This window comes from Pseudomonas sp. B5(2017), from assembly GCF_002112825.1.
Classification (GTDB): domain Bacteria; phylum Pseudomonadota; class Gammaproteobacteria; order Pseudomonadales; family Pseudomonadaceae; genus Aquipseudomonas; species Aquipseudomonas putida_Z.
Map to the genome: position 1 here is coordinate 84,441 of NZ_NEIR01000001.1, position 24,718 is coordinate 109,158.

Consider the following 24,718-nt stretch of genomic DNA (forward strand, 5'->3'; position numbering starts at 1 on the left):
CCCCGTAGACAACTTGCACAGTTCTCAGGAGAGAAGAACGATGAAACACATGACTGCCCTGTTCACCGTAGCCGCCGCCCTTGCCCTGGGCGCCCATTCCGCCATCGCCAAGGATGTGCAGCCCGACGAAGTGGTCAAGCTGGTCAATGCCAAGACCGTCAAGTCGCTGGACGAACTCAAGGCCGCCGCCGTGGCCAAGCACCCGGGTGCCACCGTCACCGACTCGGAGCTTGAAGACGAGTACGGCCGCTACATCTACAAGGTCGAGTTGCGCGACACGCAGAACGTCGAATGGGACGTGGCGCTGGACGCCAAGACCGGTGAGGTGCTGAAGGACGAGCGGGACAACTGATGACCCACCTACTGCGGCCGGCGCGCTACCTCGCGCTGGCCCTGCTGGCCGTGTGTTCCCTGGCCGTTGCCCGCGACCTGGACCAGGACGAAGCCCTGGAACTGCGCCAGAAGGGCATCATCCTGCCGCTCGAGCATCTGCTGGAAACCGCCCTGGGGCGTCACCCCGGGGCGCGCCTGCTGGAGGCCGAGCTGGAAGAAGACGACAATCGCTACGAATACGAAGTCGAGTTGCTGACGGCTGAAGGCGTGGTGCGCGAGATCAAGCTCGACGCCAGCAGCGGTGCCCTGCTCAAAGACGAGGAAGACGACTGAATGCGCCTGTTGCTTGTCGAGGACAATGTACCGCTGGCCGATGAACTGACCGCCGGCCTGCAGCGCCAGGGCTACGCCGTGGACTGGCTGGCCGATGGCCGCGACGCGGTGTACCAGGGCCAGAGCGAACCCTACGATTTGATCATCCTGGACCTTGGCCTGCCGGGCTTGCCGGGCCTGGAGGTACTGGCCCAGTGGCGTGCCGCCGGCCTGGCCACGCCGGTGTTGATCCTTACTGCCCGTGGCTCGTGGGCCGAGCGTATCGAAGGGCTGAAGGCCGGGGCCGATGACTACCTGAGCAAACCCTTCCACCCCGAAGAACTGCAGCTGCGCATCCAGGCGTTGTTGCGCCGTGCCCGTGGCCTGGCCAACCAGCCGACGCTGGAAGCGGCCGGCCTGCACCTGGACGAAAGCCGGCAGTGCGTGAACCGTGACGGCGTGGATATCCAGCTGACCGCCGCCGAGTTCCGCCTGCTGCGCTACTTCATGCTGCATCCGCAGCAGATCCTGTCCAAGAGCCACCTGGCCGAGCACCTCTACGACGGTGAAACCGAGCGCGATTCCAACGTGCTGGAAGTGCACGTCAACCACTTGCGGCGCAAGCTGGGCCGCAGCGTCATCGAGACCCGCCGTGGGCAGGGCTACATCTACGCCGGGAGCGCCGCGTGAAGTCGATCCAGGCGCGCCTGAGCCTGGGCCTGGTGGCGGTGCTGGTGGTGGTCGGCCTGGTGCTGGCGCAGCTGACGTTGTGGCTGTTCGAAGTCGGCCTGCAGCGCTACCTGGAGAACGGCCTGCGCAAGGAAAGCGAAAACCTGCTGGTGGCCCTGGTGCGCGGGCCTTCGGGCCTGCAGCTGGATGAGCGGCGTATTTCGGCCGCCTACCAGCGGCCGTTTTCCGGCTATTACTTCCGCATCGATTTCGATAAAGGCACCTGGCGCTCCCGTTCGCTGTGGGATCTGGACATGCCCAAGCCCGCCGCGCCGGGCCTTTCCGACAGCCACGAACTCGGCCCGGAAGGCCAGCAACTGCTTGCCCTGCGTGCCGACTACCGGCGCCTGGGCCAGGACATTTCGATCAGCGTGGCACAGGATTATTCGCCGGTACGCGAAGGTTTTCGGCGCCTGCAACAGATCGGCCTGGGCATGGGCCTGGTGGCGCTGATCCTGGTGCTGGTGTTGCAGCGCATCACCGTGACCCGCTCGCTGCGGCCACTGGAGCGGGCTCGCCAGCAGATCGCCCAGTTGCAGCAGGGCCAGCGCTCGCAGCTGGATGCCGAAGTGCCCAGCGAACTGGCGCCGCTGGTGGGGCAGATCAACCACCTGCTGAGCCATACCGAAGACAGCCTGCGCCGCTCACGCAATGCCCTGGGCAACCTGGGCCATGCACTGAAGACGCCACTGGCGGTGCTGCTGAGCCTGGCCTCCAGCGAGCGCCTGAAGGACCTGCCGGATGTTCGCGCGCAGATGCGTGAGCAGCTGGAGCAGATTCAGCAGCGCCTGGCGCGTGAGCTGAACCGTGCGCGCCTGGCGGGGGATGCGCTGCCTGGCGCGCAGTTCGACTGCGACGTCGAGCTGCCGGGGTTGCTGGGGACGCTGGGCATGATCCATGGCGAGGGCCTGCTGCTGGCCAGGGATGTGCCGCCCGGGCTGCTGCTGCCTTGGGACCGCGAGGACTTCCTGGAGCTGCTCGGCAACCTGCTGGACAACGCCTGCAAGTGGGCCGACAGCGAGGTGCGGCTGGGTATCGCACCGAATGCCGAGGGCTACCAGGTGTGGGTCGATGATGATGGCCCCGGTATCCCCGAGGGCCAGCGGCAGCAGGTACTGGAGCGCGGTTCGCGGCTGGACGAGCAGGTAGACGGGCACGGGCTGGGGTTGGGCATCGTGCGCGATATCGTCGAGGCCTGGGGCGGGCGCCTGGCGCTGCTGGATAGCCCGTTGGGCGGCTTGCGGGTAAGCATCGACTTGCCGCGCAAGGCTCGGTAATGCCGGGTCCCTGTGGGAGCGGGTTTACCCGCGAACACCGGCGAAGCCGGTGCCATGCACCGTGTCGCATTCTTCGCGGGTGAACCCGCTCCCACAAGTTGCGCGGCGCGCTTGAGGAATTTGCTGGCCATATCACCACTGCAAAAAAATTGCAGTACAGCCGCATTTTTTTGAATTAGCCCAATCTCAACCCACCCGGCAAAATTCCCCCACGAAACCCTGCGGTTTCCATCTCTCCACGGACGGAGCCCCTTGTGCTATTGCAACCGCAATACGAGGCCCAGGCCACCTCGGCTGGGCTTTCTTTTAACCAGAAAAACTACAGATTCCGATTACCTACATGTCTGCCTCGCGTTCCGAAAGTCGTCTGCAGCGGCTGTTGCCAGCGCCCCTGAATATTCCCCCCAAAGAATGGTTGCGTGCCGGTATCGGCGCGTTGCTCGGCCTGTTCCTCGCCGGCTGGCTGACCAGCATGGCCTATGGCCCCAGCATCGCTTTGCACCTGCTCGGCCCGCTGGCGGCTTCGGCCGTGCTGGTGTTCGCCGTGCACTCGGGCCCGTTGGCCCAGCCCTGGCCGGTGCTGGGCAGCTACGCCCTGGCCGGCGCGGTCGGCCTGGCCATGCGCCAGGGCTTCGGCCCGGAGCTGTGGGTGGCCGCTGCCGCCCTGGGTATCTCGATCCTGGTGATGTGCCTGCTGCGCTGCCTGCACCCGCCAGGTGGCGGGGTGGCGGTGAGCGCGGTGCTGGCCGACCCGGGGCTGACCGCCATGGGCGACCATCTGCTGGAGCCGGTGCTGCTCAACGCGTTGATCCTGGTAGCGGTGGCGATCCTTTACAACCGCCTCACCGGCGTGCGCTACCCGAAAGGCGCGGTGCCGCGCAAGGACCTGCACCACACCCATGACCCGCTGCCCAGCGAGCGGGTCGGCATCCGTGGAGAAGACCTTGACCAGGCCCTGGAAGAACTGGGCGAGTTCGTCGACGTCACCCGTGACGAACTGGAACGCATCATCCTGGCCACCGAGCAACACGCCCTGCAGCGCAGCCTCGGCGGCATCACCGCAGCATCGGTGATGTCCCGCGACGTGCAGTTCGCCACGCCCGACACCACTCTGGAGCAGGCCTGGAAAATGCTGGCCAGCCACCACCTGAAAACCCTGCCGGTGCTGCAGCAGGGCAAGCTGGTGGGAATCGTCAGCCTCAGCGACCTGGTCGGCCCGGCCATGCAGCGTGGCCGCTTCAGTTGGCGCGGGTTGTTCGGCCGCAAGGCGGTGCGCATGGAGCAGGTGATGAGCCGCCGGGTAATCAGCGTCAGCAGCCAGCACCCGCTGGAGCGCTTGCTGCCATTGCTGTGCGAGCAGGGCCTGCATTGCCTGCCGGTGCTCGATGCCGACCAGTTGGTGGGGGTGATCACCCAGACCGACCTGATCGCCGGCCTCAAGCGCCAGCTGCTCAGCAAGGCCGAGGCTTCAGATAACCGGGTCCCAGCGTTGTGACCAGTCGCTGGCGCCGGCGGCCACCAGCCGGCGCAGGATGGCGAAGGCCTGTTGCAGGGCTTCGCTGTCGCGCTTGCGCGGGTACACCAGGAAGGTCGGGTAGGTGAATTCCGGCGCCTGCGGTACCCGCTCGAACACCCCGCTGTCCAGGTAGGCCTGTACCACCCGCGTGCGGAAGTAGCCACTGCCGCCCTGGTCGAGTATGAACTGCAAGGCCAGCGGGCCCAGGTTGAAGCTCAGCGCCGGGCGCGCGCAGTCGGGCAGGGCGGCATCGTGCTGGCGACGGAAGGCTTCGCCCCAGTCGATATAGATGTACGGGTCTGGCTGGGCGACCCGGCGCACACGGATCAGCTTTTCCTCCATCAACTGCTCCACCTGCAGGCCCGGGCCGTAGGTCGGCTGGTAGACCAACGCGGCATCCAGCAGGCCCATCTCGACCTTGCGCAGCAGCGATTCGCCGTCGCTCACCTCGCTGCGGATGGCATGGCTGGGCAGCTCGCGGTGCAGGGCACTGACCCAGTCGAGCAGCATCGGGTTGCCCAGGCTCACCTCAGCGCCCACGTGCAGCACTTGCTGGCAGCCTTCGGGCAGCGGCAGGTCGCGGCGCGCCGCTTCCCAGGTTTGCACCATCTGGTTGGCATAACTGACGAATGCCTCGCCGTCGCTGGTCAGGCTGGCGCCGTTGCGGCTGCGCACGAACAGCTGGCAGCCCAGTTGCTGCTCCAGGCGCTGCACCCGCGCGGTGATTGCGGTCTGTGACACGAACAGGCGTTCGGCGGCGGCGACCAGGCTGCCGCAACGCACGATTTCCAGAAAGGTACGGGCCTGATCGATGTCCATGAGCTGCTCGGTGGCTGAAGGGGTGGCCTATTCTAGAGGCTTTGCACCGTTATGGGGCGTTTTTGCGTTGTCTGCAAATTTGCAGGTCGGTTGTGACTTTAGTCCCATGGCGGCGCGGGTGTAGCGGTCCATACTCAAGTTTCGCCCTTCAATAACAACAAGTACCGGGTTTCTTTCGATATGAGCTACCAGCACAGCTACGCCCATTCCATTTCCGACCCTGCCGCTTTCTGGGCGGAACAGGCCGCGCACCTGGCCTGGCACCGCAAACCTGCCCTCACGCTGCAAGACAATGCCGACGGTACCCACCGCTGGTTTGCCGATGGCCGCCTGAACAGCTGCTACCTGGCCCTTGATCACCAGATCGAGCAGGGCCGTGGTGAGCAGCTTGCGCTGATCTACGACTCGCCGGTGACCGGCGTGCAGCAGGCCTACACCTACCACCAATTGCGCGACGAGGTGGCGCGCCTGGCCGGGTTGTTGCGCCAGCTGGGGGTGAACAAGGGCGATGGCGTGATCATCTACATGCCCATGGTGCCGCAGGCGGCCATGGCCATGCTGGCCTGCGCGCGGATTGGCGCAGTGCACTCGGTGGTGTTCGGTGGCTTTGCCGCCAACGAGCTGGCCTTGCGCATCGACGATGCCCGGCCGACGCTGCTGCTGACGGCCTCCTGCGGGCTGGAGTTCGACCGGGTAATCGAATACAAGCCGCTGGTCGATCGCGCCCTGCAACTGGCCCGCCACCAGCCGCGCAACGTGCTGGTGCTGCAGCGCCCGCAGGCGCGTGCCCAGCTGCAGCCAGGCCGCGACCTGGACTGGCAGGCGGCATTGGCCAACGCCGAGCCGGTGGCACCGGTGGAGCTGGATGCCGGCGACCCGCTTTACATCATGTATACCTCTGGCACCACCGGCAAACCCAAGGGCATCGTGCGGGAAAACGGCGGCAATGCCGTGGCGCTGTGCTACGCCATGCGCCATATCTACGGCATGCAGGCCGGCGATGTTTGGTGGGGCATATCCGATGTGGGCTGGGTGGTCGGCCATTCGCTGATCGTCTATGGGCCGCTGATGAGCGGCTGCACCACGGTGTTCTACGAAGGCAAGCCGATCCGTACCCCGGACGCCTCGGCCTACTGGCGGGTGGTGGAGCAATACAAGGTCAATGCATTGTTCTGCGCGCCCACGGCCATGCGCGCCATCCGCAAGGAAGACCCCGAGGGGGAGCTGATCCGCAAGCACGACCTGAGCTCGCTGCGCCAGTTGTTCCTGGCTGGCGAGAAACTGGATTCCAGCACCCACGAATGGCTGGAACGGGTCAGTGGCAAGCCGGTGCACGACCATTGGTGGCAGACCGAGACCGGCTGGCCGGTCACCGCGCCCTGCGTAGGGCTGGAAGGCAGCGCGGCGAAGCCGGGGTCCAGCAACCGAGCGGTGCCGGGTTACCACGTGCGCGTGCTGGATGACGAGGGCCACCTGCTCGGGCCGAACCACCAGGGCTCGATCGTCATCGCCCTGCCGTTGCCGCCCGGGTGCAGCCAGACGCTATGGGGCGATCATGAGCGTTACCTGCAGGCTTACCTGCGGACCTACCCGGGGTATTACCACACCGGCGATGGTGGCTACCTGGACGATGACGGTTTTGTCTACATCATGGGGCGCACCGATGACGTGATCAACGTGTCCGGGCACCGGCTGTCCACCGGCGAAATGGAGGACCTGGTGGCACGCCACCCGGCGGTGGCCGAGTGCGCGGTGATTGGCGTGCATGACGAGATCAAGGGGCAGGTGCCGTTGGCCCTGGTGGTGCTCAAGGACGGCGAGGGCATTGCCGAGGCGCAGTTGCTGGTGGACCTGGTGGGCAGCGTGCGCGAGGAGATTGGCGCGTTGGCGTGTTTCAACCGGGTGCGGTTGGTGAAGCGGCTGCCCAAGACCCGCTCCGGGAAGATTCTGCGGGCGGTGCTGCGCAAGATTGCCGACGGGCAGGACTATGTGCCGCCTTCGACCCTGGATGACCCGGCAGTGCTGGGGGAGATCGAGGCGGTGCTGGCGGATTTGCCCAGGGCGGGTTGATGTTTTGACTTTGCTGGCCTCTTCGCGGGCATGCCCGCTCCAACAGGTATTGCACAGTTCTCAAGGCCTGTGACATCCCTGTGGGAGCTGGTTTACCCGCGAAGAGGCCGGCCCAGGCAATGCAGTTCTAGGGCCCTACCTGATGCAGCTGCCCCAACCGGCTGCGCGTACGCATCAGGTCGGCAAGCGGCCCGCCCAGGCTTTCTTCCAGCGGCCGTTTGCCGATCACCAGCACCTGCCGGTCCTGGTCATACAGCACATCCACCAGGTTGACGAAACGTTGCTGCGCCGCCAGCGAACATTCAGACAGATCATCCAGCCCATCGATGATCCACTCATCGTACTGCCCAGCCAGCACCAGGTAGTCGATCACTGCCGTGGCCTTTTCGCACAGGTCGTCAAAGCCAAGCACCACCCGCCGGCCATCGACGGCCAGCGCGCGCAGCGGGCGCTTGTTCACTTCCAGCATCACCGGCTGCGGCTCGGGCACTTTCAGCGCCTGGCGCTGCGCTGCATTGCCCGGCCACATATAGTGGCCCCGGGTAAAGCGCTGATGCTCGCGGTTGGCCGGCAGGCTGCGGAAATCGGTATCGCCACCCACTTCCAGCACTTCCATCGCGCTGTTGATCAGGCGGATCACCGGCAGGAAACGTTCGTGGTACAGCGGGTTGGGCAGCAGCCCTTCGGGTGCATAGTTGGACGTCACCAGCAGGAACACGCCGCGGCTGAACAACGCATTGAACAGCCGGGTGAGCAGCATGGCATCGCCAATGTCGTGCACATGGAATTCGTCGAAGCACAGCACCTGGCAATCGCCTACCAGCTCGTCGAGGGTCGCGCCCAATGCATCGTCCAGCGCCCGGTGGCGGTGCATGCCCTGGTGCAGGCGGGCGAAGAAGTCATGGAAGTGCAGGCGCAGCTTGGCCTGCACCGGCACCGCCTGGAAAAAGCCATCGAGCAGCCAGCTCTTGCCCCGGCCTACCGAACCGTACAGGTACAGGCTGCGCGGCTGGCCTTGTTCGAGCTGCGCCAGTTGTTCGGCCATGCAGTGGATCACCCGGCGTTGGCCGTCGCTGAGCTGGTAACCGCGGCTGTGCGCCTTGTCCTCGAACCAGCCGAGCAGTTCGCTCTGGTTGGCGGCGGCGCCGCGCAGGCGTTGGCCAAGCTGGCGTAGCGGGGTAGGGATCCAGACAGGCAAAAGCAAAGCTCCTTGGGCGATGGCGGGGCAGCGTGCAGCTTGCCCGAGGGCGGCCATTTTGACCAATACAGAAAGTGCGCGGCAATCATCGCCTGATGAGATAGGTTTGCCATGGCAGGCGTACAGTAGAGGCTGGAGCCGATGCGAGGAGGGGCGAGCATGCACGCCGACCATGATCTGCAGCGTTTCGTCGAGGCGCAGAACCCTGTGTATGACCAGGTGATGCAGGAGCTGCAGGCCGGGCGCAAGCGCAGCCACTGGATGTGGTACGTGTTCCCGCAGCTCGATGGCCTGGGCCACAGCGCCATGGCCGAACGCTATGCGCTGGCCGGTATCGACGAGGCCCGTGCCTACCTGGCTCATCCGCTGCTTGGCCCACGCCTGGAGGCCTGCGTGACTGCGCTGTTGCAGCACAGCGACAAGAGCGCCCGCGAAATGCTCGGCAGCCCCGACCACCTCAAGCTGCGCTCGTGCCTGACCCTGTTCGCCCGGGCGGCGCGCGACAACCCGCTGTTCCAGCTGGCGCTGGTGCAATTTTACGGCGGTGATCAGGACGCCCTGACCCTGGCCATGTTGCAGGGTTAGCTCAGGCCTTGTGCTCCAGTTGGCGCTCGATCATGTACTTCACTGCCAGCCGACGTTCTTTCAGGCGGCGCAGGTCTTCATCCTCGAAGTTGCCCGCCGAGATCGACTCGGCGGCCAGCACCTGGTTGTCGATGTCCATGTACTCGTCCAGCAGCCGGTCCAGTGCCTTGTCCTGCTGACGGCGTTGCTGGACGATTTCGCGCGGGTAGTGCAAGTCCTGGTAAAGGTCGTGGGAGACAGGCATGGGGTCCTCCTTGGTCAATGCAGATGGCTCATCTGATTGGAAGGGAGGAAAGCGATTGTGTTGAAGCCAAGCGGGCGGAAAACGACGGATGGTCGCCGCGCCAACCCCGAAAATGACTAACTCGCTGTTTTTTGGTAATTTTTTTTCATCAGGGGGTTCACAGACCGAAAGTTTGTTGTTAAAGTGCCGCGCATTCCAAGACAACAACCCAGTTGTCACTCAGTTGGAATTGTCAGAGCAGCAAACGCTGCATCCGATACAGGGGCGTCGCCAAGCGGTAAGGCAGCAGGTTTTGATCCTGCCATGCGTTGGTTCGAATCCAGCCGCCCCTGCCATTTTCCTGCTTCAAACGTATCTCGGTCCGGTGCTTGGAAAGACAAGCGCCGGGCTTTGTCGTTTCCGCAGGTTTTGTCGCGGGCTGTTCGGTCACCTGGCAGTTCCAAGCATCTCGTTCAGCAAGCGGGCCAGTTCATCGGCCTGTACCGGCTTCTGGATCACCAGGCTGCCCGGCAACTCCAGCCCCTGCAATTCTGCATAACCGGTAAGCAGTACCACCGGCAGGTGCGGGTACCGCTCGCGTGCCGCCAGTGCCAGTTGCGCACCGTTGAACTCGGGCATGGCGAAATCGCTCAGTAGCAGGTCGATCTGCTCATCCAGCAAGGCCAAGGCCTGTTCGCCACTGTGCGCCTGGCGCACCTGGTAGCCGTACTGGCGCAACACATCGCCGAGCATGTCGCGTACCAGATGGTCGTCATCCACCAGCAGCACGGTGCGATTACGGCCGCTTTCGCTTATCGAGTGGCTGAACAGCGACGGCACCGGTTCGTTGACGGCTTCACCCTTGACTGCCGGCAGATACACGGCCACCTGCGTACCACGCCCAGGCGTGGTGTCGATGCGCACGCCACCCCCGGACTGTTTGGCGAAGCCGAATACCTGGGCCAGGCCCAGGCCCGAGCCCTTGCCGATATCCTTGGTGGTGAAGAACGGCTCGAATACCTTGGCCAGCACCTCTTCACTCATGCCGCAGCCGGTATCGCGGATGCTCAGCATCACGTACTCGCCAGGGTCCGGGTCTTCCGGGCGCTGCGGGCGGGCGTCGATCCGGGTATTGCGGGTCGACAGCGTCAGTTGGCCGCCGTCGGGCATGGCATCGCGGGCATTGATCGCCAGGTTGAGAATGATCATTTCGGTCTGGGTCGGGTCGGTCAGCGCCTGCCACAGGGTTGGTTCCAGGTCCAGGCGCACCGAGACATTGCCGCCCAAGGTGCGGCGCAGCAACTCCTCCAGGCCGGCCAGGGTGCGGTTGAGGTTCAGCGCCACCGGTTCCAGGCGCTGGCGACGGGAGAAAGCCAGCAACTGCGAGGTCAGCTTGGCGCCGCGCTCGCCGGCTTCGCGGATGTGCGTGAGCCGCGCACGGGCTTTTTCAACGTCGGCTTTGGCCAGGTCGCGCTCGAGGAAGCTGGCACCGGTGAGGATTACCGTCAGCAGGTTGTTGAAGTCGTGAGCCACACCGGCGGTCAGCTGGCCGACCGCTTCAAGCCGCTGCATCTGCTGCAGCGCGGCCTCGATACGTTCGCGCTCGGCGATCTGCTCGCGCAGGCGGGCGTTGGCTTCGGCCAGGCCCAGGGCGGCTTCGCGCTCGCTGGTGATGTCGCGCGCCACCACGTACAGCAGGGTGTCTTCCGGCACCACCACCCACGACAACCAGCGTTGCTGGCCACCGGCATCCAGGATACGCCCGACAAAGCGGGCGCTGGTGCGGCCATGGGCGAGGGCGGCCAGTTCGGTGAGCAGCAGTTCCTGGTCGGGCTCGGGCAGCAGGTGCAGCAAGGACGACTGGCTCAGGCGTTCGCGGGACAAGCCCAGGCTGGCTTCCCAGGCGGGGTTCAGCGCGACTGGGGTCAGGTCCTTGTTGAGCACGGCCAGCAAGTCCTGCGACAGCTCCCAGGCACGGTCGCGTTCGCGGGTGCGGCGCTCGACCCTTTCACCCAGCATCTCGTTGAGCTGGCGCAGTGCCTGGTTGGCCTGGCGCTGGGCATGGATGTCTTGCAGCACCCCGGAAAAACGCACGCACTTTCCGTCGACGAACTGGCTCTGGCCACTGCTGAGCAGCCAGCGCGGTTCCAGGCCAGCGGGGTGGGCGATGCGGAATTCGACCCGATACAGGCCGCCACTTTCCGGGCACATGGCGTGCTCCACCGCCTCGCGCACCTGCGGCAGGTCGTCGGGGTAGATGCCGGCGTAAAACACCTCGAGGCTCATTTCGGTATCGGCGGGCAGGCCGAACAGGGTCTTGCAGCGGTCATCCCACAACAACAGGCCTTCTTGCGGGCGCATGTCCCAGGTGCCCATGCCGGCAGCGTCGATGGCAATGCGTGCCCGTGCCTCGACGTCGGCCAGGGCTTCTTCGGCGCGGCGCCGGCGCTGGCGCTCCTGCACTTCGGTCAGGGCCCGGCGTACGGCCTTGGGCAGCAGCGGCAGGTTCTTCTTGAGTACATAGTCGGTGGCGCCCAGGCGGATCATTTCCACCGCATGTTCTTCGCCATAGATGCCAGACAGGAAGATGAACGGAATGTCCGGTGCCAGGCGCTGGGCGATGGCCAGCACATCGGTGCCGGACGAGCCCGGCAGCACGCAGTCGCACAAGATCAGGTCATAGTGGGGCTCGCTCAGGGCTTGCTCGACACCGGCATGGTCGAACACCAGCTGCGCCTGCACCTGCAACCCGCTGCGTTCCAGGCGCATCAGGGTCAGCTCGGCGTCCATCGAGTTGTCTTCGACCATCAGCAGTTTCAGCGGCGTTGGCTGCATCGTCGCGGCCACCTCAGATGCTGCCACGCCGGTTCAGGCGCAGCGAGCCGGGTGGCGGTTCGTTGAGTACCGCCCAGAACACCCCCAGGTCGGAAATGGCGGCGACGAATTCCTTGAACTCCACCGGCTTGACCACGTACGCGTTCACCCCCAGCTCGTAGGCGCGCAGCAGGTCGGGCTCCTCGCGCGAGGACGTCAGCATCACCGTCGGGATGCTGCGCAGCTCGGCGGTGGCGCGCACTTCCTTCAGCACCTCCAGGCCGTCGACCTTTGGCAGTTTCAGATCCAGCAGCAGCACGGCGGGGTTGCCATCGTCACGTTCGGCATAGGCATTGCGCCGAAGCAGGTAGTCGAGTGCCTCGGCACCGTCACGCAGCACGATGACCTCGTTGGCCAACTGGCTGCGCTCCAGCGCCAGGAGCGTCAGCTCCAGGTCCCGTGGGTTGTCTTCGACCAGCAGGATGGGTTTGAGCATGATGGTAGCGGTGCCTCAGGTAGTCGCGGGATGGCGCGGGAGGGTGAAGTGGAAGGTTGCACCCTGGCCAACCTTGCCATGGGCCCAGACCCGGCCGTCATGGCGTTCGATGATGCGACGCACGCTGGCCAGGCCGATCCCGGTGCCTTCGAAGTCTTCCATGCGGTGCAGGCGCTGGAACACGCCGAACAGTTTGTTGGCGTAGGCCATGTCGAAGCCCACGCCGTTGTCGCGAATGCAGATCTCGGTTTCGCCCGGGTGTTGCACGGCGCTGATGCCGATGCGCGCCGGGGTGCGCCCACGTGTGTATTTGATGGCGTTGGCCAGCAGGTTGTGCAAGGCCATGTTGATGAACGCCGGGTCACCGACCACCTTGGGCAACTGGGCGATGTCCCAGACAATTTCGCGGTTTTGGTAGTCGGGCGCCAGTTCGCTGCGAATGGCCTCGACCAGGGCGTTGAGGTCGACCTCGGACAGGCGCAGGGCAGAGCGGCCCATTTGCGAGAAGTTGAGCAGGTTGTCGACCAGGCTTCCGGCAAAATGCGCGGCTTCCTCGATGTGTTGCAGAAAGCGCCTGCCGCGCTCGCTTAGGCTCTGGCCCTCGATTTCGCCGAGCAGTTCGGAGTAGCCGGCAATATGGCGCAGGGGCGCGCGCAGGTCATGGGACACGCTGTAGGAAAACGCTTCGAGCTCCTTGTTCGAGCGGCGCAGCTCCCCAGCCAGCTGCGCCAGTTCCTCGGCCTTGCGCAGGACAATGCCGAGCACTGCCGTGCGCAGCTCCTGCACGCCTTCGATGACCAGCGGGTGCCAGGGTTCGCAGTAGCCGCGCAATTTTTCCTGCCAGCTTTCGAAACTGTGCCGCGGGTCGAGGTTGCCCTGCGGCCCGACCTGTTTGTTCGGCTGCCCGGCCCAGTTCACCGTGCGCACCTGCTCGGGGCGGAACCACAGCAGGTAGTGCGAGTGGATCTGCGAAATGGCCACTGCCAGCACACCGCCTGCATGGGCCGCGAGCTCGGGCAGTTCATCGATGTCGCGGCGCAGGTTGTCGCTGTGGAACACGCTCTCTTCGCCACGCTGGGAGAGCCAGTGCACCAGGGCGTTTACCTGCGCGGCCGGAGGGGTCTTGCCGATCAGGTCGCAACGTTCGGCGGATATGACCGCGGCACCTTGGGCGCCGGCGAAGGCCAGCAGTACTTCCGGCAAGTCGCGCAGGCCGTCGCCGACACTGTCATGGTCGGCCATGGACGAGATCATGCGCACGATGTGTTGGCGCAGCTCCAGCAACTGGCGAGTGTTGGCGTGGGACTCGCGCGACTCGATCTGCAGCGACAGCACACTGGCCAGCAGTTCGCAGGCGGTACGGGTGCGCAGGTCCACCGGGCGCGGCTGTTCGTGGTGACAGGACACCAGCCCCCAGAGTTGCCCGTCGACCACGATCGACAGCGACATCGATGCCAGGGTACCCATGTTGCGCATGTACTGCAGGTGCACTGGCGACACGCTGCGCAGCGCGGCAAAGCTCAGGTCCAGCGGCTTGCCGGTGCGCGGGTTGGCAGCTGGCAGCAACGGCGAGGCCTGGTAGTTGGCGTCCTCGATCACGCGGATGCGGTTGATTCGGTACAGCTCGCGCGCCTGGCGCGGTATGTCCGAAGCGGGGAAACACAGGCCCAGGTAGCTCGGGTACCCCGGGTCGGCCACCTCGGCCAGCACCTGGCCGTTGCCTTCGGCATCGAAGCGATAGGCCTTGACCCTGCCAAAGCCGGTGATGCGCTTGAGCTGCAGCACGGTTTGCTGCAGCAGTTCCTCGAGGCTGCCGGCCTGGTGCAGGCGGCCTACGAAGCTGCGCACCAGCGGGTAGTAGTCGCCTTGCCCGGCAAGGTCCGCCGGCAGACGAGGGGGTTCGAATTCGGCGATCAGCACCTGGTCGTGACGATGGACCAGCAGGTGCAGGTTGCCACGATATGGAGCGTCCTGGCGCAGGTGCACATCGCTGATGTGGAACGGAAAGACCTCGTCCTGCGGCAGGCGGGCCAGGTGCAGGCGCAGGTCGAAGGCACCGCTGACCAGTTCGGCGAAGTCGCGACCTATCAGTTCACTGGCCGGCATGCCCAGCCAGTGTTCGACATTTTCACTGGCCTGGAGTACCCGCATGTCGGTTTCGTCCAGCACCAGCAGGAAACCGTGGGGCTGGATGCTGCCAGGCAGCTGGATCGGCTCCTGGGCGCAGCGCTCGAGGGCTTGGGTGAGCGTGCTGTCTGCAATCATCTATGAAAACGCTCCTGTCGTGTCCTTCCATGCATGCCGCATGAGTCTAGGCAGGATGAAGGGGATACACCCTAACAGAATATCGGTCCGGATAACGGCCTTTGGCCATTTGAGGAGAATGTCGGCGATGCGTTCTGTGTCGTGCGGCTTTTTTTTCAGGTGGTAGCGCTTTTTGGCTAATACAAAAAAATGGCTCGATGCCAGCAGCGTGATGCCACTCCGCTGCTACGCTCAGGTCAGCAGACATCGACAAGGATAATTAGGTGACGGAGCGCTACCTGGCCGCCCTGTTGGGCCTTATGTTGAGCAGCAGTACCATGGCGGCGGACTTCCTGGTGGAGGTGCGGGTGCTGGTGCAGCGCGGCTGCATGCTGGTCAACCAGCCCCGCGATGCCGGGGCACAGGCGCTTGGGCGCATCGACCTGGGCGCTGCTGCACGGCTGGATGGCCCTGGGGCGCCGCTCACCGGCGCGCTGTTGAGCCAGCGCCCGCCACGCCTGGAATGCAATCCCCACACCCCCTATCAGGTCCGCGTCGATGGTGGGCAGCATGGCGGCGTCGGCGAGTTGCGCTTCCTGGCCAGTGACGATGCCACGGCCCGGCCCATCCCGTATCGCCTTTACCGCGACGCTGCCTGGCGCGAACCGCTGGCGGTGAACGTGGCGCATTCGGCGCGGGTGCCGAACAGCGGTTCGGTCGAGCTGCCGTTGTTTGCTCGGATCGACAAGCTGGCCTGGGTACCGCCTGCAGGCTTGTACGCCGACCTGCTCAAAGTCACCGTCAGCTGGTAGGGATGCCGCCATGCACAAGGACGCGACGCCATGAACCGTACCTCGATCCTGCTGCTTTCCCTGGGCCCGCTGCTGGTGCCCGGTGGTGCCGCGCATGGCACCAGCACCGGTTTCATCCAGGCGCGGCTGGTGATCAGCACCGCTTGCCAGATCAGCAGCAACGAGACGCAACCGGCAACGGTGGGTAACCCCGGCCTGATGGACTTCGGCGAGCGCGGACCGAACTGGGACCAGCCGCTGCGCAGCCGGGTTGATGATGTGAGCGGCGAAGGCAGCCTGCATATCAGCTGCACGCCCGAGGTGCGGGCGTTCAACGTGCGCATCAACGGCGGCCTGAATGGCAGCGACGGCATACGGCGCCTGAGCAACGGCCGCGAGCTGATCCCCTATCAACTGGCGATCGACCCAGACGGTAACAGCCGCTACGGCATCGGCCAGGCGCGTGCCTTCACCATCAGCAGTACCCGGCAGATACCGATCCCCATCTACGGTGTGGTAGTGGCGCAACCGCGCGCGCTGCCGGCCGGGCTGTACCGTGACACCCTGAGGGTGACCCTGGACTGGTAACGACACAAGGAGACTTCGATGAGAACGAACCTTTCACGCTGCATCCTCACCGGCCTGGGGCTGATGCTGGCTTCCCAGGCCCAGGCCGCCACGACCGGGACCATCGACTCGAAGCTGACCTTGACCGCAGCGTGCCAGGTCAATGGCAGTTCGGGCACTTCGGGGGTGAACTTCGGCGCCCTGGACTTCGGTACTCGCGATGCCCTGTTCACCAGCGCAGACGCCCAGGTGATCGGCGGCGGCGGAGGGGCGATCAGCATTCTCTGCTCGGCTGGCACGGTACCGGTGATCCGCGTGGGGGCAGGCGTCCACGATGGCCAGTCGACCGGGGGCAGCCGTGCGCTGGCGGATGGCGCCGGCAACTTCGTGCCGTACGACTTCTACACCGATTCCGGCCGCACGCAGGTGTTGGCCATCAACGGCACCATCACCTTGCCGATCAGCAGCGGTACGGCCCAGACCGTCAACCTGTATGGCCAGGCACGCGGCAAGGCCGGTCTGCCGGCGGGGGTGTACACCGACACAGTGTCCGTCGAGCTGTCGTTCTGAACCATGCGCAGCTGGCTGGCGGGCAGCCTGAGCGGCCTTGGCGTGCTGCTGGCCGCGCCTCTGGATGCGGCGACCACCAGCAGCTTCCAGGTGACGGCGCAGATCGTTGCCGGGTGCCTGGTGGTAGGCGGTGTGAGCAGCTTCGGGACGCTCGACTACGGTTCGCAATCGGCGCTGGCCAGCGGAGTCATCGGCACCTCGTTGGGCGGCAGCACGGTGACCTTCCAGTGCACCCCGGGGGTGGCCTTGAGCATGAGCGTGGATGGCGGGCAGAACAGTGCCAGTGGCACACGTAACCTCAAGCGTACGGGCGGCACGCAGGTGCTGGCCTACCAGTTGTACCGGGATGCGGCATACAGCCAGAGCCTGGGGATCGGCCAGAGCGTGGCCGTGAGCTACACCGACCCGACGGCGATCAAGCTGCCGGTGTACGGGCGGGTTCAGCTGACCGGCACGCAGCCGGCGGGGACCTACACCGATGTGGTGCAAGTGACGGTGACCTGGTGAATTCACCGGCACCAACGACCGGTATTCAAGGAGAGCTTCATGGGGGCAGGCGCGAAGTGGGCGCGTGGATTGATCGGAGCATTGTGGCTGGCGAGCCTGCCGGCCGGGGCGGCCACCTCGGTGCTGATCTGGCCGATCGACCCGGTGCTGGAGGCTGACCAGAAGGCTGGCGCACTGTGGCTGGAAAACCGCGGCACGGCGCCGGCCAACCTGCAGGTGCGCGTGTTCGCCTGGCGCCAGGGTGACTACCAGGAACAGTACCAGGCGCAGCGCGAGATCATTGGCAGCCCGCCTGTGGCCAATATCGCCCCCGGGCAGAAGCAACTGATCCGCCTGACCCGCACCGGCCCCTCGCCAGTCGGCCAGGAGCAGGCCTACCGCATCATCATCGACGAAATTCCGCCCGCCATCCCCGTCGACAAGGCCGAGCCCGGCACCACCGCGGCGATCCGCCTGCAGATGCGCTACTCGGTACCCCTGTTCGTCTACGGCGAAGGCCTGTGGGGCAAGGCCGATCCCGCGGGCAAGCGCAATGCCGAGGGCGTCGGCAAGCCGCAACTCAGCTGGCGTGCGGTGACCGTGCAGGGCAAGCCGTACGTGGAGCTGCGCAACACCGGCGCGGTGCATGCGCGGCTGACCGATGTGGTGGTGCAGCAGGGCAGCCAGAGCAAGCCACTGGCCGATGGCCTGCTGGGTTATGTGCTGCCGGGGGCCAGCATGCGCTGGCCGGCACCGCTGGCACCGAGTGCCGGCAGTGTGCTGAAGGGGAGGGTAAACGGCCAGAGCAGCGCGGACGCCATCCGCCAAAGCCAATGAGCCTGCGCCTGAATGCCGCGCAGGGGCCAGGGAGGACCCGGCAATGGTTGGAAACCGTGTGTGAGGGGGCTGACAGCGAGGACGCACCGCTGGTGCCTGGGGCTGGCCCTGGTCGGCCCTGGCCTGTTGCTGGCCGACGACCTGCCGCCGCCACCCACGGAACTGTCCGCGATCGCCGATGCCACGTTGTACCTCGAGCTGCTGGTGAACCAGATGCCCAGGGCTGAACTGGTGCCAGTGCAGCAGCGCGCCGGGCAGCTGTACCTGGACAGCGACGTGCTGCGGGCGGCCGGCGTCTCGCTGCCGGGCAACCCGCAGGGCGAGGTGGCGCTGGAGGCCATCGCCGGGCTGCACGCCGACTACGACAGCCAGAACCAGCGCCTGCTGCTGCAAGTGCCGCCGGCCTGGCTGCCCGACCAGCAGCTGGGCGACCGCAACCTGTACCCGGCCAGCGATGCGCGCAGCAGTTTCGGCGCCTTGTTCAACTACGACCTGTACCTGAACGACACCGATGACGGCGGCAGCTACCTGGCGGCCTGGAACGAACTGCGTCTGTTCGACAGCTGGGGTACGTTCTCCAGCACCGGGCAATGGCGCCAGTCGTTCAATGGTGCGCCGACCGACGACACGCGCCAGGGCTTCTTGCGTTACGACACCACCTGGCGCTTCACCGACGAACAGCGCCTGCTGACCTACGAAGCCGGTGACCTGATAACCGGGGCCTTGCCCTGGACCAGCTCGGTGCGGGTCGGTGGCCTGCAGTTGTCGCGCGATTTCGCTGCGCGCCCCGACCTGGTCACCTATCCGCTGCCGGCGTTCTCCGGTGAAGCGGCGGTACCGACCTCGCTGGACCTGTTCATCAATGGCTACAAGTCCAGCACCAGCGAATTGCAGCCGGGCCCCTACACGTTGACCAACGTGCCGTTCATCAACGGCGCCGGGGAGGCGGTGGTGGTTACCACCGATGCCCTTGGCCGGCAGGTGTCGACCACCTTGCCGTTCTACGTCACCAGCAGCCTGCTGCAGCAGGGCCTGACCGACTATTCGGTGGCAGCCGGCAGCCTGCGCCGTGACTACGGGGTGCGCGATTTTGCCTACGGTCCCGGGGTTGCTTCGGCCAGCCTGCGCTACGGGGTCAGCGACATCTTCACCCTGGAGACCCATGCCGAAAGCGCCGAATCGCTGATGCTGGGCGGCCTGGGCGGCAACATGCGGCTGGGCAACTTCGGCGTGCTCAACGCGGCCCTGGCGCAGAGCCGGTTCGACGGCGACAAGGGCCACCAGGTCGCCCTCGGTTACCAGTACAACAGCCAGCGCATCGGCTTCAGCTACCAGCGCCTGCAACGCCATGGCGACTATGCCGACCTGACCCGGGTCGACAGCCGGGACATACAGCTGAGCCAGCGCAGCGAACAGGTCACGTTGAGCCTGAACCTGAACGAATACGGCAACATCGGCGCCGGCTATTTCGATGTGCGCGCCGGCGACGGCACACGAACCCGGCTGATCAACCTGAGCTACAGCAGGCCGCTGTGGGGCAACAGCAGCGTGTATCTGTCGGCCAACCGTGAAGTGGGGGACAGCCAGTGGGCGGTGCAGGCGCAACTGGTGATCCCGTTCGACCTGCATGGCACCCTGGCCCTGGGCATGGAGCGCAGCCAGCAAGGCGAAAGCCTGCAGCGGGTCAACTACAGCCGCGCGACGCCGGTGGGTGGTGGTGTCGGTTACAACCTGGGCTACGCCGCCGGTAGCGAGCGCGATGCCTACCGCCAGGCCGATGTCACCTGGCGCCTGCAATCGGTGCAGTTGCAGGCCGGTGTGTATGGCAGCAGTGGCGAGATGACCCGCTGGGCCGACGCCAGTGGCTCGCTGGTGTGGATGGATGCCGGGCTGTTCGCTGCCAACCGCATCGACGATGCCTTCGTGGTGGTCAGCACCGGTGGTTACGCCGATGTGCCGGTGCGCTATGAAAACCAGGAGGTCGGCCGCACCGATGCCGACGGCCACCTGCTGGTGCCGTACAGCAGCGGTTACTACCGCGGCAAGTACGAGATCGACCCCATGGACTTGCCGCCGGACATCCTCGCGCCGGAAGTGGAACAGCGTGTGGCGGTGCGCCGGGGCAGTGGCTACTTGCTGGAGTTCCCGCTCAGGCGCGTGCTGGCGGCCAGTGTCGAACTGGTGGACGCCGACCGGCAGGTGCTCAAGCTGGGCAGCCGTGTCACCCATGCAGAAAGCGGCAGCCAGGCGGTGGTCGGTTGGGATGGCCTGGTGTATCTGGAGAACCTGGCGCCGCATAACCGCCTGCAGGTGGAGCTGGAGGGGGGCGGGCACTGCCAGGTGGCGTTCGACCTGCCTGAAGCACAAGGTTCGATCCCCTTGATCGGCCCGTTGGTGTGCAAATGAAGGCCTGCTGGCGTGGTTTGTGGGCATGCGCCTTGTTGTTGTGGGCGGGCTCGGTCTGGGCCAAGTGCACATCAGTGTCAACTGCGCCGGCGGCGTTTGGTTCGCTCAACTCGACCCAGGTACGTGGCGCGGTACAGACAGCGTCCAGTACCAACTCGGGCCTGCAATGCAACGGTTCGGTGATCAGCGTGCTCAGCAGCACCGACTCCTTCAAGATCAAGGTCACCTCTACCACCAGCGGGCTGGTAGGCCCTACCGGGGATGTGATCCCCTACACGCTGTATGCCGACGCCACGACCACCTATCCGATTACCCGTGGCACCGCCTTCGAATTCAGGACCACCGGCATCCTCGACTTGCTCGGGTTGCTCAACGGTACACCGAAGAACGTGCCCATCTACATGCGCACGCAGGTAGGCAGCAACGTATCGGCCGGGTTGTATCAGGAAACCCTCACTGTCGAGTGGACCTGGGACTATTGCGACGGGATTGGTGTTGGCGGGCTTTGCATAGGGCGAGACCAGGGCACTGGTACCAAGACCCTGCTGGTGAGCATGACGGTGACCAACGACTGCCAGATCACCACACCCAGCATCAATTTCGCCAGCGCGCCGGTGGTGGCGGGGTTCGGTACGGTTAGCCAGAGCCTGAGCGTGTCGTGCACCAAGGGCAGCAACTACACCGTGGGCCTGGATGACGGGCAGAACGTGGCCAATGGGCGGCGGCGGATGAAGTCGGCTGCCAACAACTACCTGGCCTATGACATTTTCAAGGGCGCCGGTGCGGTGCGCTGGGGTTCGACAGGGGCTGCGCGACGGGCCAGTGCCGATGCCGATGTGAACCCCGGCACGGGGACCGGCACCGGTAGCCAGGTGTTCAACTACAACGCCAAGGTCTACACCGACCAGGCTACACCCCCGGCTGCGACCTATACCGACAGCGTGCTTCTGGATGTGCAGTTCTGACATGGCTCCCGGCTGACGCGATCGTTGTAGGAGCGGCCTTGTGTCGCGAAAGGGGCGCGCAGCGGCCCCACATTTTCAGCTTCGCCGCAGATATCGCCGGGGCCGCTTTGCGGCCCTTTCGCGACACAAGGCCGCTCCTACAGGGGGCGCGTCGGCCAGGGGCCTCAGCGCAAATCGCCAACCATCTTCGCCAATGTCTCCAGCACCGCCCCGGCCAACGCCTTCGAGCGCGCCCCCGACCACCCGGTGACGGCATTCGGAGCGTCGTCATGGTCCTTGAAGGGCATTTCCAAGGTCAGTGACAGGCAGTCATGCGCCATCCCCACCGCATTGCAGGCCAGCGTCGTGTTGGCTTGCCCCGGTTCGTCGCGGGTGTAGCCATGCACGGTCTGGAAGTCGCGGGTCAGGCTGCACAGGGTGCTGCGGAACTGCTCTTCCAGCTTGGCCAGACGCGGCGTGTAGCCGGGGTTGCCCTCGCAGGCCGCGGTGAACACATGGGGAATCTCCTCGTCGCCATGCACGTCGATGAACGCATCCACGCCGTATTGCTTCATCTGCGCCTGGGCGAAGAACACCTCGGGGCTGAGCTCGACGCTGGCGTCCTGCCAGGCACGGTTGAGGTCCTTGCCCTTGAAGTTGGTGCGCAGGTGGCCGAGGAAGGCGCCGTCGGGGTTCATGTTGGGGATCAGGTACAGGTCGGCCTTGGCCAGCAACTGCCGGATCACCTCGTCGTTGGCCTGCAAGCGGTCGATCACGCCCTCCATGAACCATTCGGCCATGTGTTCGCCCGGGTGTTGCTGGGCAATCAGCCACAGCTTGCGTTTGCCTGCGGCACCATCACCGGCACGCAGCAGGGGAATGTCGCGGCCCTGTACGCTGCGGCCACTGGCGAGCAATTCGACCCCCGGCAGTTGCCGTGCACGCTCGATCAGCTGGTTGTGGCGCGCGCGCGGGTAGGGCTCGAAGTAGGCGAACCAGATGTGCGGCTGTTCGGCCTTTACCTCGAACGACAGCGCCGTGCCGTCGAACTGGCTGGGGACGCGAAACCAGGTTTGCTGGTCGTAGGAGGCCACGGCGTTGTAGCCGCTCCAGGCGTTCTTGTAGGAGGAACCGGAGGCGTTGTCGAGGCTGAAGCGATGGACCTGGCCCGGCGTAAGCCCGCTGACCTTGAAGTGGAACCACTGGTAGTGGCCGCTGTGGGTGTCCGGGCGGATGGCCAGGTGCACCCGGGCCGGGTTGCTGGCATCCAGCACCTGGATGTTGCCGGAGTCGAAATCGCAGTCGATCTGTAGGGGGGACAGCGTCACGGTCATGTGCCGGGCTCCTTCTGGGGGCTTTGTTGTGAGGGTACTGTACACGGCTTGACAGGGTTGCTGTGCGAGATCAGGCGACGCGGGGCGATCTCATATGTTTCCTACAGGCTATTTGAAGAACTGACTCGGCGTGATACCGAACTGGCGCTTGAACATGCTGGCGAAGGCACTTGGGCTGTCATACCCCAGCGTCCCCGCCACATCGATGATCCGCTCGCCCAGGGCGATCCGCTCCAGTGCCTGCATCAGCCGCGCCTGCTGGCGCCACTGGCCGAAGGTCATGCCGGTTTCCTTGCGGAACAGGCGCTGGATGGTCTTTTCGTCCACCCCCAGCTGCTGGCCCCAGTCGGCCACGGTGGCGTTATCGTCAGGCCGCTCGTGCAGCGCGGCGCAGATTGCCTGCAGGCGTTTGTCGCCGGGCTGCGACAGCTTCAGTGGCAAGGTCGGCAGCACGCAGATCTCGTCGAGGATCAGGCGCATCACCCGGGCTTCACGCGAGTCTTCGGCAAACGGCGCGGTAAAGCCTACGGAGGCCTTGATCAGTTCGCTGAGCAACGGCGAGATGCTGATAGCCTTGCTCTGCACGGGCAACTGCACTGCCGCGTCGGTGCGCACGAACACACTGCGCATCTTTACATCGCCCACGCAGCGGATCGCGTGCACCTGGCCGCAGGGCATCCATACGCCGCGGCTGGGTGGCACGGTCCAGCGTTCGTTACCGGACTCGACGATCATCAGGCCTTTGATGGCATAGATCAGTTGGTGCTTGGCATGGCTGTGGGGCTCGATGAACCAGTCGGTCGGGTAGTCCGTCGCACGGCTGCCCACCTCCCAGCTCCACTCATCCACCTCCACCAGCAATTCGTGCTGCGGCTTCAGCATTTCAACCTCTTGTACGGGCAGCCTGGCACGCCCACTTTAACAGCAGCGGCTTGGGCGGGCTTGCGAGCGGGTTGCCGGCAGCAGCGCGGTGGCCAACCCCAGCAGCGGCAGGAACGAGATGATCTGGTACACCCACTCGATGCCATGCCGGTCGGCCAGTTCGCCAAGCCCGGCGGCGCCGATGCCGCTGATACCGAACATCAACCCGAACATCACCCCCGACACCATGCCGACCCGGCCCGGCACGGCCTCCTGGGCATACACCACCAGGGCGGCGAAGGCCGAGGACATCACCAGGCCGATGGCCACCGCCAGTACCGCCGTCCAGGCCAGGTTGGCGTAGGGCAGGGCGAGGGCGAAGGGCGCCACGCCGAGGAACGAGACCCAGATCACCGCCTTGCGCCCGATACGGTCACCCACCGGGCCACCGGCGAAGGTGCCCAGGGCCACGGCCGCGAGGAACACGAACAGGTACAGCTGGCTGTGCTGCACGCTCAGGCCGAAATGCTCGATCAGGTAGAAGGTGAAGTAGTTGGTGAACGAAGCGATGTAGACGAACTTGGCGAACATCAGCACGGCGATAACCGCCACGGCGCGCCACATGGCGCCACGCGACAGGCCGGGGGCCTGCTGGCCGGCGAAGGACTTGAGCCGGGTCTGGCCGTGGCGTACGGTCCAGCCGGTCACCCGCAACAGCACGAATACCGCCAGCGCGGCCGCCAGCATGAACCAGGCAATGGCCGGTTGGCCGTGCGGAATGACGATGGCAGCGGTCAGCAGCGGGCCGAGGGCCGAGCCGGTGTTGCCACCGACCTGGAAGGTCGACTGCGCGGTGCCGAAGCGCCCACCGGAGGCCATCCTGGCCACTCGCGAGGCTTCGGGGTGGAAGGTCGCCGAGCCCACGCCGACCACCGCCGCGGCCACCAGCAGCATTTCATAGCTGCTGGCGAAGGCGAGCAGGGCGATGCCCACCAGCGTCACCAGCATGCCGGCCGGCAGCAGGTAGGGTTGCGGGTGCTTGTCGGTGTACAGGCCGACCCAGGGTTGCAGCAGGGACGCGGTCACCTGGTAAATCAGGGCGATCCAGCCGATCTGGGCAAAGCTCAGCGCGAAATCGCTCTTGAGCATCGGGTAGATGGATGGCAGCACGGCCTGGATCAGGTCGTTGAGCAGGTGGGCGAATGCGGCAGCGCCGACGATGCGGACCAGAAAGCCCTGGGGTTGGTCGGCAGGCGTGGTGGCGGCCATGGAGGCGGTGGAGGTCGTCATGGGCGATCTTCTTCTG

General features: G+C 65.4%; 23 protein-coding genes and 1 tRNA gene. 15 read left to right on the forward strand and 9 right to left on the reverse strand.

The genetic code is table 11. The features are described 5' to 3' along the window. Positions 1-40: 40 nt before the first annotated feature. From CAG00_RS00415 to CAG00_RS00440, 5 genes are all read left to right on the forward strand, one after another. Positions 41-352 (forward strand): PepSY domain-containing protein, encoded by a 312-nt coding sequence (locus CAG00_RS00415; RefSeq protein WP_025338449.1) that lies wholly within the window; start codon positions 41-43, stop codon positions 350-352. Next, on the forward strand, positions 352-666 hold the full coding sequence (locus CAG00_RS00420; protein ID WP_025338450.1) for a PepSY domain-containing protein: 315 nt from the start codon (positions 352-354) through the stop codon (positions 664-666). Before CAG00_RS00415 ends, CAG00_RS00420 begins: the two co-directional genes overlap by 1 nt. Beyond that, positions 667-1,335: a response regulator transcription factor gene (locus CAG00_RS00425; RefSeq protein ID WP_013971919.1), complete on the forward strand. Its 669-nt coding sequence runs from the start codon at positions 667-669 to the stop codon at positions 1,333-1,335. It abuts the gene before it with no gap. Then, entirely contained in the window at positions 1,332-2,651 is a 1,320-nt protein-coding gene (locus CAG00_RS00430; RefSeq protein ID WP_025338451.1) for a sensor histidine kinase, read from the forward strand. Before CAG00_RS00425 ends, CAG00_RS00430 begins: the two co-directional genes overlap by 4 nt. Positions 2,652-2,991: 340 nt before the next feature. Further along, on the forward strand, positions 2,992-4,146 hold the full coding sequence (locus CAG00_RS00440) for an HPP family protein (RefSeq protein ID WP_085663157.1): 1,155 nt from the start codon (positions 2,992-2,994) through the stop codon (positions 4,144-4,146). Here the strand turns inward: CAG00_RS00440 and CAG00_RS00445 are convergent. Further along, positions 4,120-4,986: a LysR family transcriptional regulator gene (locus CAG00_RS00445; protein ID WP_085592929.1), complete on the reverse strand. Its 867-nt coding sequence runs from the start codon at positions 4,984-4,986 to the stop codon at positions 4,120-4,122. The genes CAG00_RS00440 and CAG00_RS00445 overlap by 27 nt on opposite strands. A 180-nt stretch (positions 4,987-5,166) precedes the next feature. Here CAG00_RS00445 and CAG00_RS00450 point away from each other — a divergent pair, with 180 nt between their 5' ends. Further along, complete coding sequence (locus CAG00_RS00450) at positions 5,167-7,056, forward strand: propionyl-CoA synthetase (protein WP_085663158.1); 1,890 nt, start codon at positions 5,167-5,169, stop codon at positions 7,054-7,056. 127 nt (positions 7,057-7,183) lie between these two features. Here CAG00_RS00450 and zapE read toward each other — a convergent pair whose 3' ends face one another. Beyond that, the gene (zapE, locus tag CAG00_RS00455; RefSeq protein WP_085663159.1) at positions 7,184-8,254 is read right to left on the reverse strand and encodes a cell division protein ZapE; all 1,071 of its coding nucleotides are present in this window, start codon (positions 8,252-8,254) and stop codon (positions 7,184-7,186) included. A gap of 159 nt (positions 8,255-8,413) precedes the next feature. Between zapE and CAG00_RS00460 the strand changes: the two genes are divergently transcribed. Beyond that, the gene (locus CAG00_RS00460; RefSeq protein ID WP_085663160.1) at positions 8,414-8,839 is read left to right on the forward strand and encodes a DUF1810 domain-containing protein; all 426 of its coding nucleotides are present in this window, start codon (positions 8,414-8,416) and stop codon (positions 8,837-8,839) included. A gap of 1 nt (position 8,840) precedes the next feature. Here the strand turns inward: CAG00_RS00460 and CAG00_RS00465 are convergent, their stop codons facing one another. After that, positions 8,841-9,083 (reverse strand): DUF465 domain-containing protein, encoded by a 243-nt coding sequence (locus tag CAG00_RS00465; RefSeq protein ID WP_025338457.1) that lies wholly within the window; start codon positions 9,081-9,083, stop codon positions 8,841-8,843. 260 nt (positions 9,084-9,343) lie between these two features. On the opposite strand from CAG00_RS00465, the gene CAG00_RS00470 reads away from it, so the two are divergent. Beyond that, positions 9,344-9,418 (forward strand) — tRNA-Gln (locus CAG00_RS00470). A gap of 91 nt (positions 9,419-9,509) precedes the next feature. Here the strand turns inward: CAG00_RS00470 and CAG00_RS00475 are convergent. From CAG00_RS00475 to CAG00_RS00485, 3 genes are read right to left on the reverse strand one after another with little or no spacing between them, the layout of a single operon-like run. Then, positions 9,510-11,897, reverse strand: a complete 2,388-nt coding sequence (locus tag CAG00_RS00475) for a response regulator (RefSeq protein ID WP_085663161.1) — start codon at positions 11,895-11,897, stop codon at positions 9,510-9,512. Positions 11,898-11,910: 13 nt separating this feature from the next. Further along, a complete protein-coding gene (locus tag CAG00_RS00480; RefSeq protein WP_015269730.1) occupies positions 11,911-12,372 on the reverse strand; it encodes a response regulator in 462 nt (153 codons plus the stop codon). A 15-nt stretch (positions 12,373-12,387) separates the two neighbouring features. Next, the gene (locus CAG00_RS00485) at positions 12,388-14,637 is read right to left on the reverse strand and encodes an ATP-binding protein (protein WP_085663162.1); all 2,250 of its coding nucleotides are present in this window, start codon (positions 14,635-14,637) and stop codon (positions 12,388-12,390) included. A 263-nt stretch (positions 14,638-14,900) separates the two neighbouring features. Here CAG00_RS00485 and CAG00_RS00490 point away from each other — a divergent pair, with 263 nt between their 5' ends. The 7 genes from CAG00_RS00490 to CAG00_RS00520 are packed head-to-tail and all read left to right on the forward strand — an operon-like array spanning position 14,901 to position 21,238. Next, positions 14,901-15,428 carry a spore coat U domain-containing protein gene (locus CAG00_RS00490; protein WP_085663163.1) on the forward strand — a complete coding sequence of 176 codons (528 nt, stop codon included), beginning with the start codon at positions 14,901-14,903 and terminating at the stop codon, positions 15,426-15,428. A gap of 30 nt (positions 15,429-15,458) precedes the next feature. Next, the gene (locus CAG00_RS00495) at positions 15,459-15,995 is read left to right on the forward strand and encodes a spore coat U domain-containing protein (RefSeq protein ID WP_085663164.1); all 537 of its coding nucleotides are present in this window, start codon (positions 15,459-15,461) and stop codon (positions 15,993-15,995) included. Positions 15,996-16,013: 18 nt separating this feature from the next. Continuing rightward, entirely contained in the window at positions 16,014-16,544 is a 531-nt protein-coding gene (locus CAG00_RS00500; protein ID WP_085663165.1) for a spore coat U domain-containing protein, read from the forward strand. A 3-nt stretch (positions 16,545-16,547) separates the two neighbouring features. Beyond that, entirely contained in the window at positions 16,548-17,051 is a 504-nt protein-coding gene (locus CAG00_RS00505; RefSeq protein ID WP_085592943.1) for a spore coat U domain-containing protein, read from the forward strand. Positions 17,052-17,090: 39 nt separating this feature from the next. Beyond that, positions 17,091-17,867: a molecular chaperone gene (locus CAG00_RS00510; protein WP_075044624.1), complete on the forward strand. Its 777-nt coding sequence runs from the start codon at positions 17,091-17,093 to the stop codon at positions 17,865-17,867. A 12-nt stretch (positions 17,868-17,879) separates the two neighbouring features. Then, positions 17,880-20,273 carry a fimbria/pilus outer membrane usher protein gene (locus CAG00_RS00515; RefSeq protein WP_371915759.1) on the forward strand — a complete coding sequence of 798 codons (2,394 nt, stop codon included), beginning with the start codon at positions 17,880-17,882 and terminating at the stop codon, positions 20,271-20,273. After that, positions 20,270-21,238 carry a spore coat U domain-containing protein gene (locus CAG00_RS00520; RefSeq protein WP_085663166.1) on the forward strand — a complete coding sequence of 323 codons (969 nt, stop codon included), beginning with the start codon at positions 20,270-20,272 and terminating at the stop codon, positions 21,236-21,238. The genes CAG00_RS00515 and CAG00_RS00520 overlap by 4 nt, the downstream gene beginning before the upstream one ends. A 164-nt stretch (positions 21,239-21,402) precedes the next feature. Here CAG00_RS00520 and CAG00_RS00530 read toward each other — a convergent pair whose 3' ends face one another. The 3 genes from CAG00_RS00530 to CAG00_RS00540 form a co-directional block, all read right to left on the reverse strand. Then, a complete protein-coding gene (locus CAG00_RS00530; protein ID WP_085663168.1) occupies positions 21,403-22,551 on the reverse strand; it encodes a M14-type cytosolic carboxypeptidase in 1,149 nt (382 codons plus the stop codon). Between the two features lie 108 nt (positions 22,552-22,659). After that, positions 22,660-23,433 carry a helix-turn-helix domain-containing protein gene (locus CAG00_RS00535; RefSeq protein WP_025338469.1) on the reverse strand — a complete coding sequence of 258 codons (774 nt, stop codon included), beginning with the start codon at positions 23,431-23,433 and terminating at the stop codon, positions 22,660-22,662. 36 nt (positions 23,434-23,469) lie between these two features. Further along, positions 23,470-24,702, reverse strand: coding sequence for an MFS transporter (locus CAG00_RS00540; RefSeq protein WP_085663169.1), 1,233 nt, complete (start codon positions 24,700-24,702; stop codon positions 23,470-23,472). Positions 24,703-24,718: the final 16 nt, after the last annotated feature.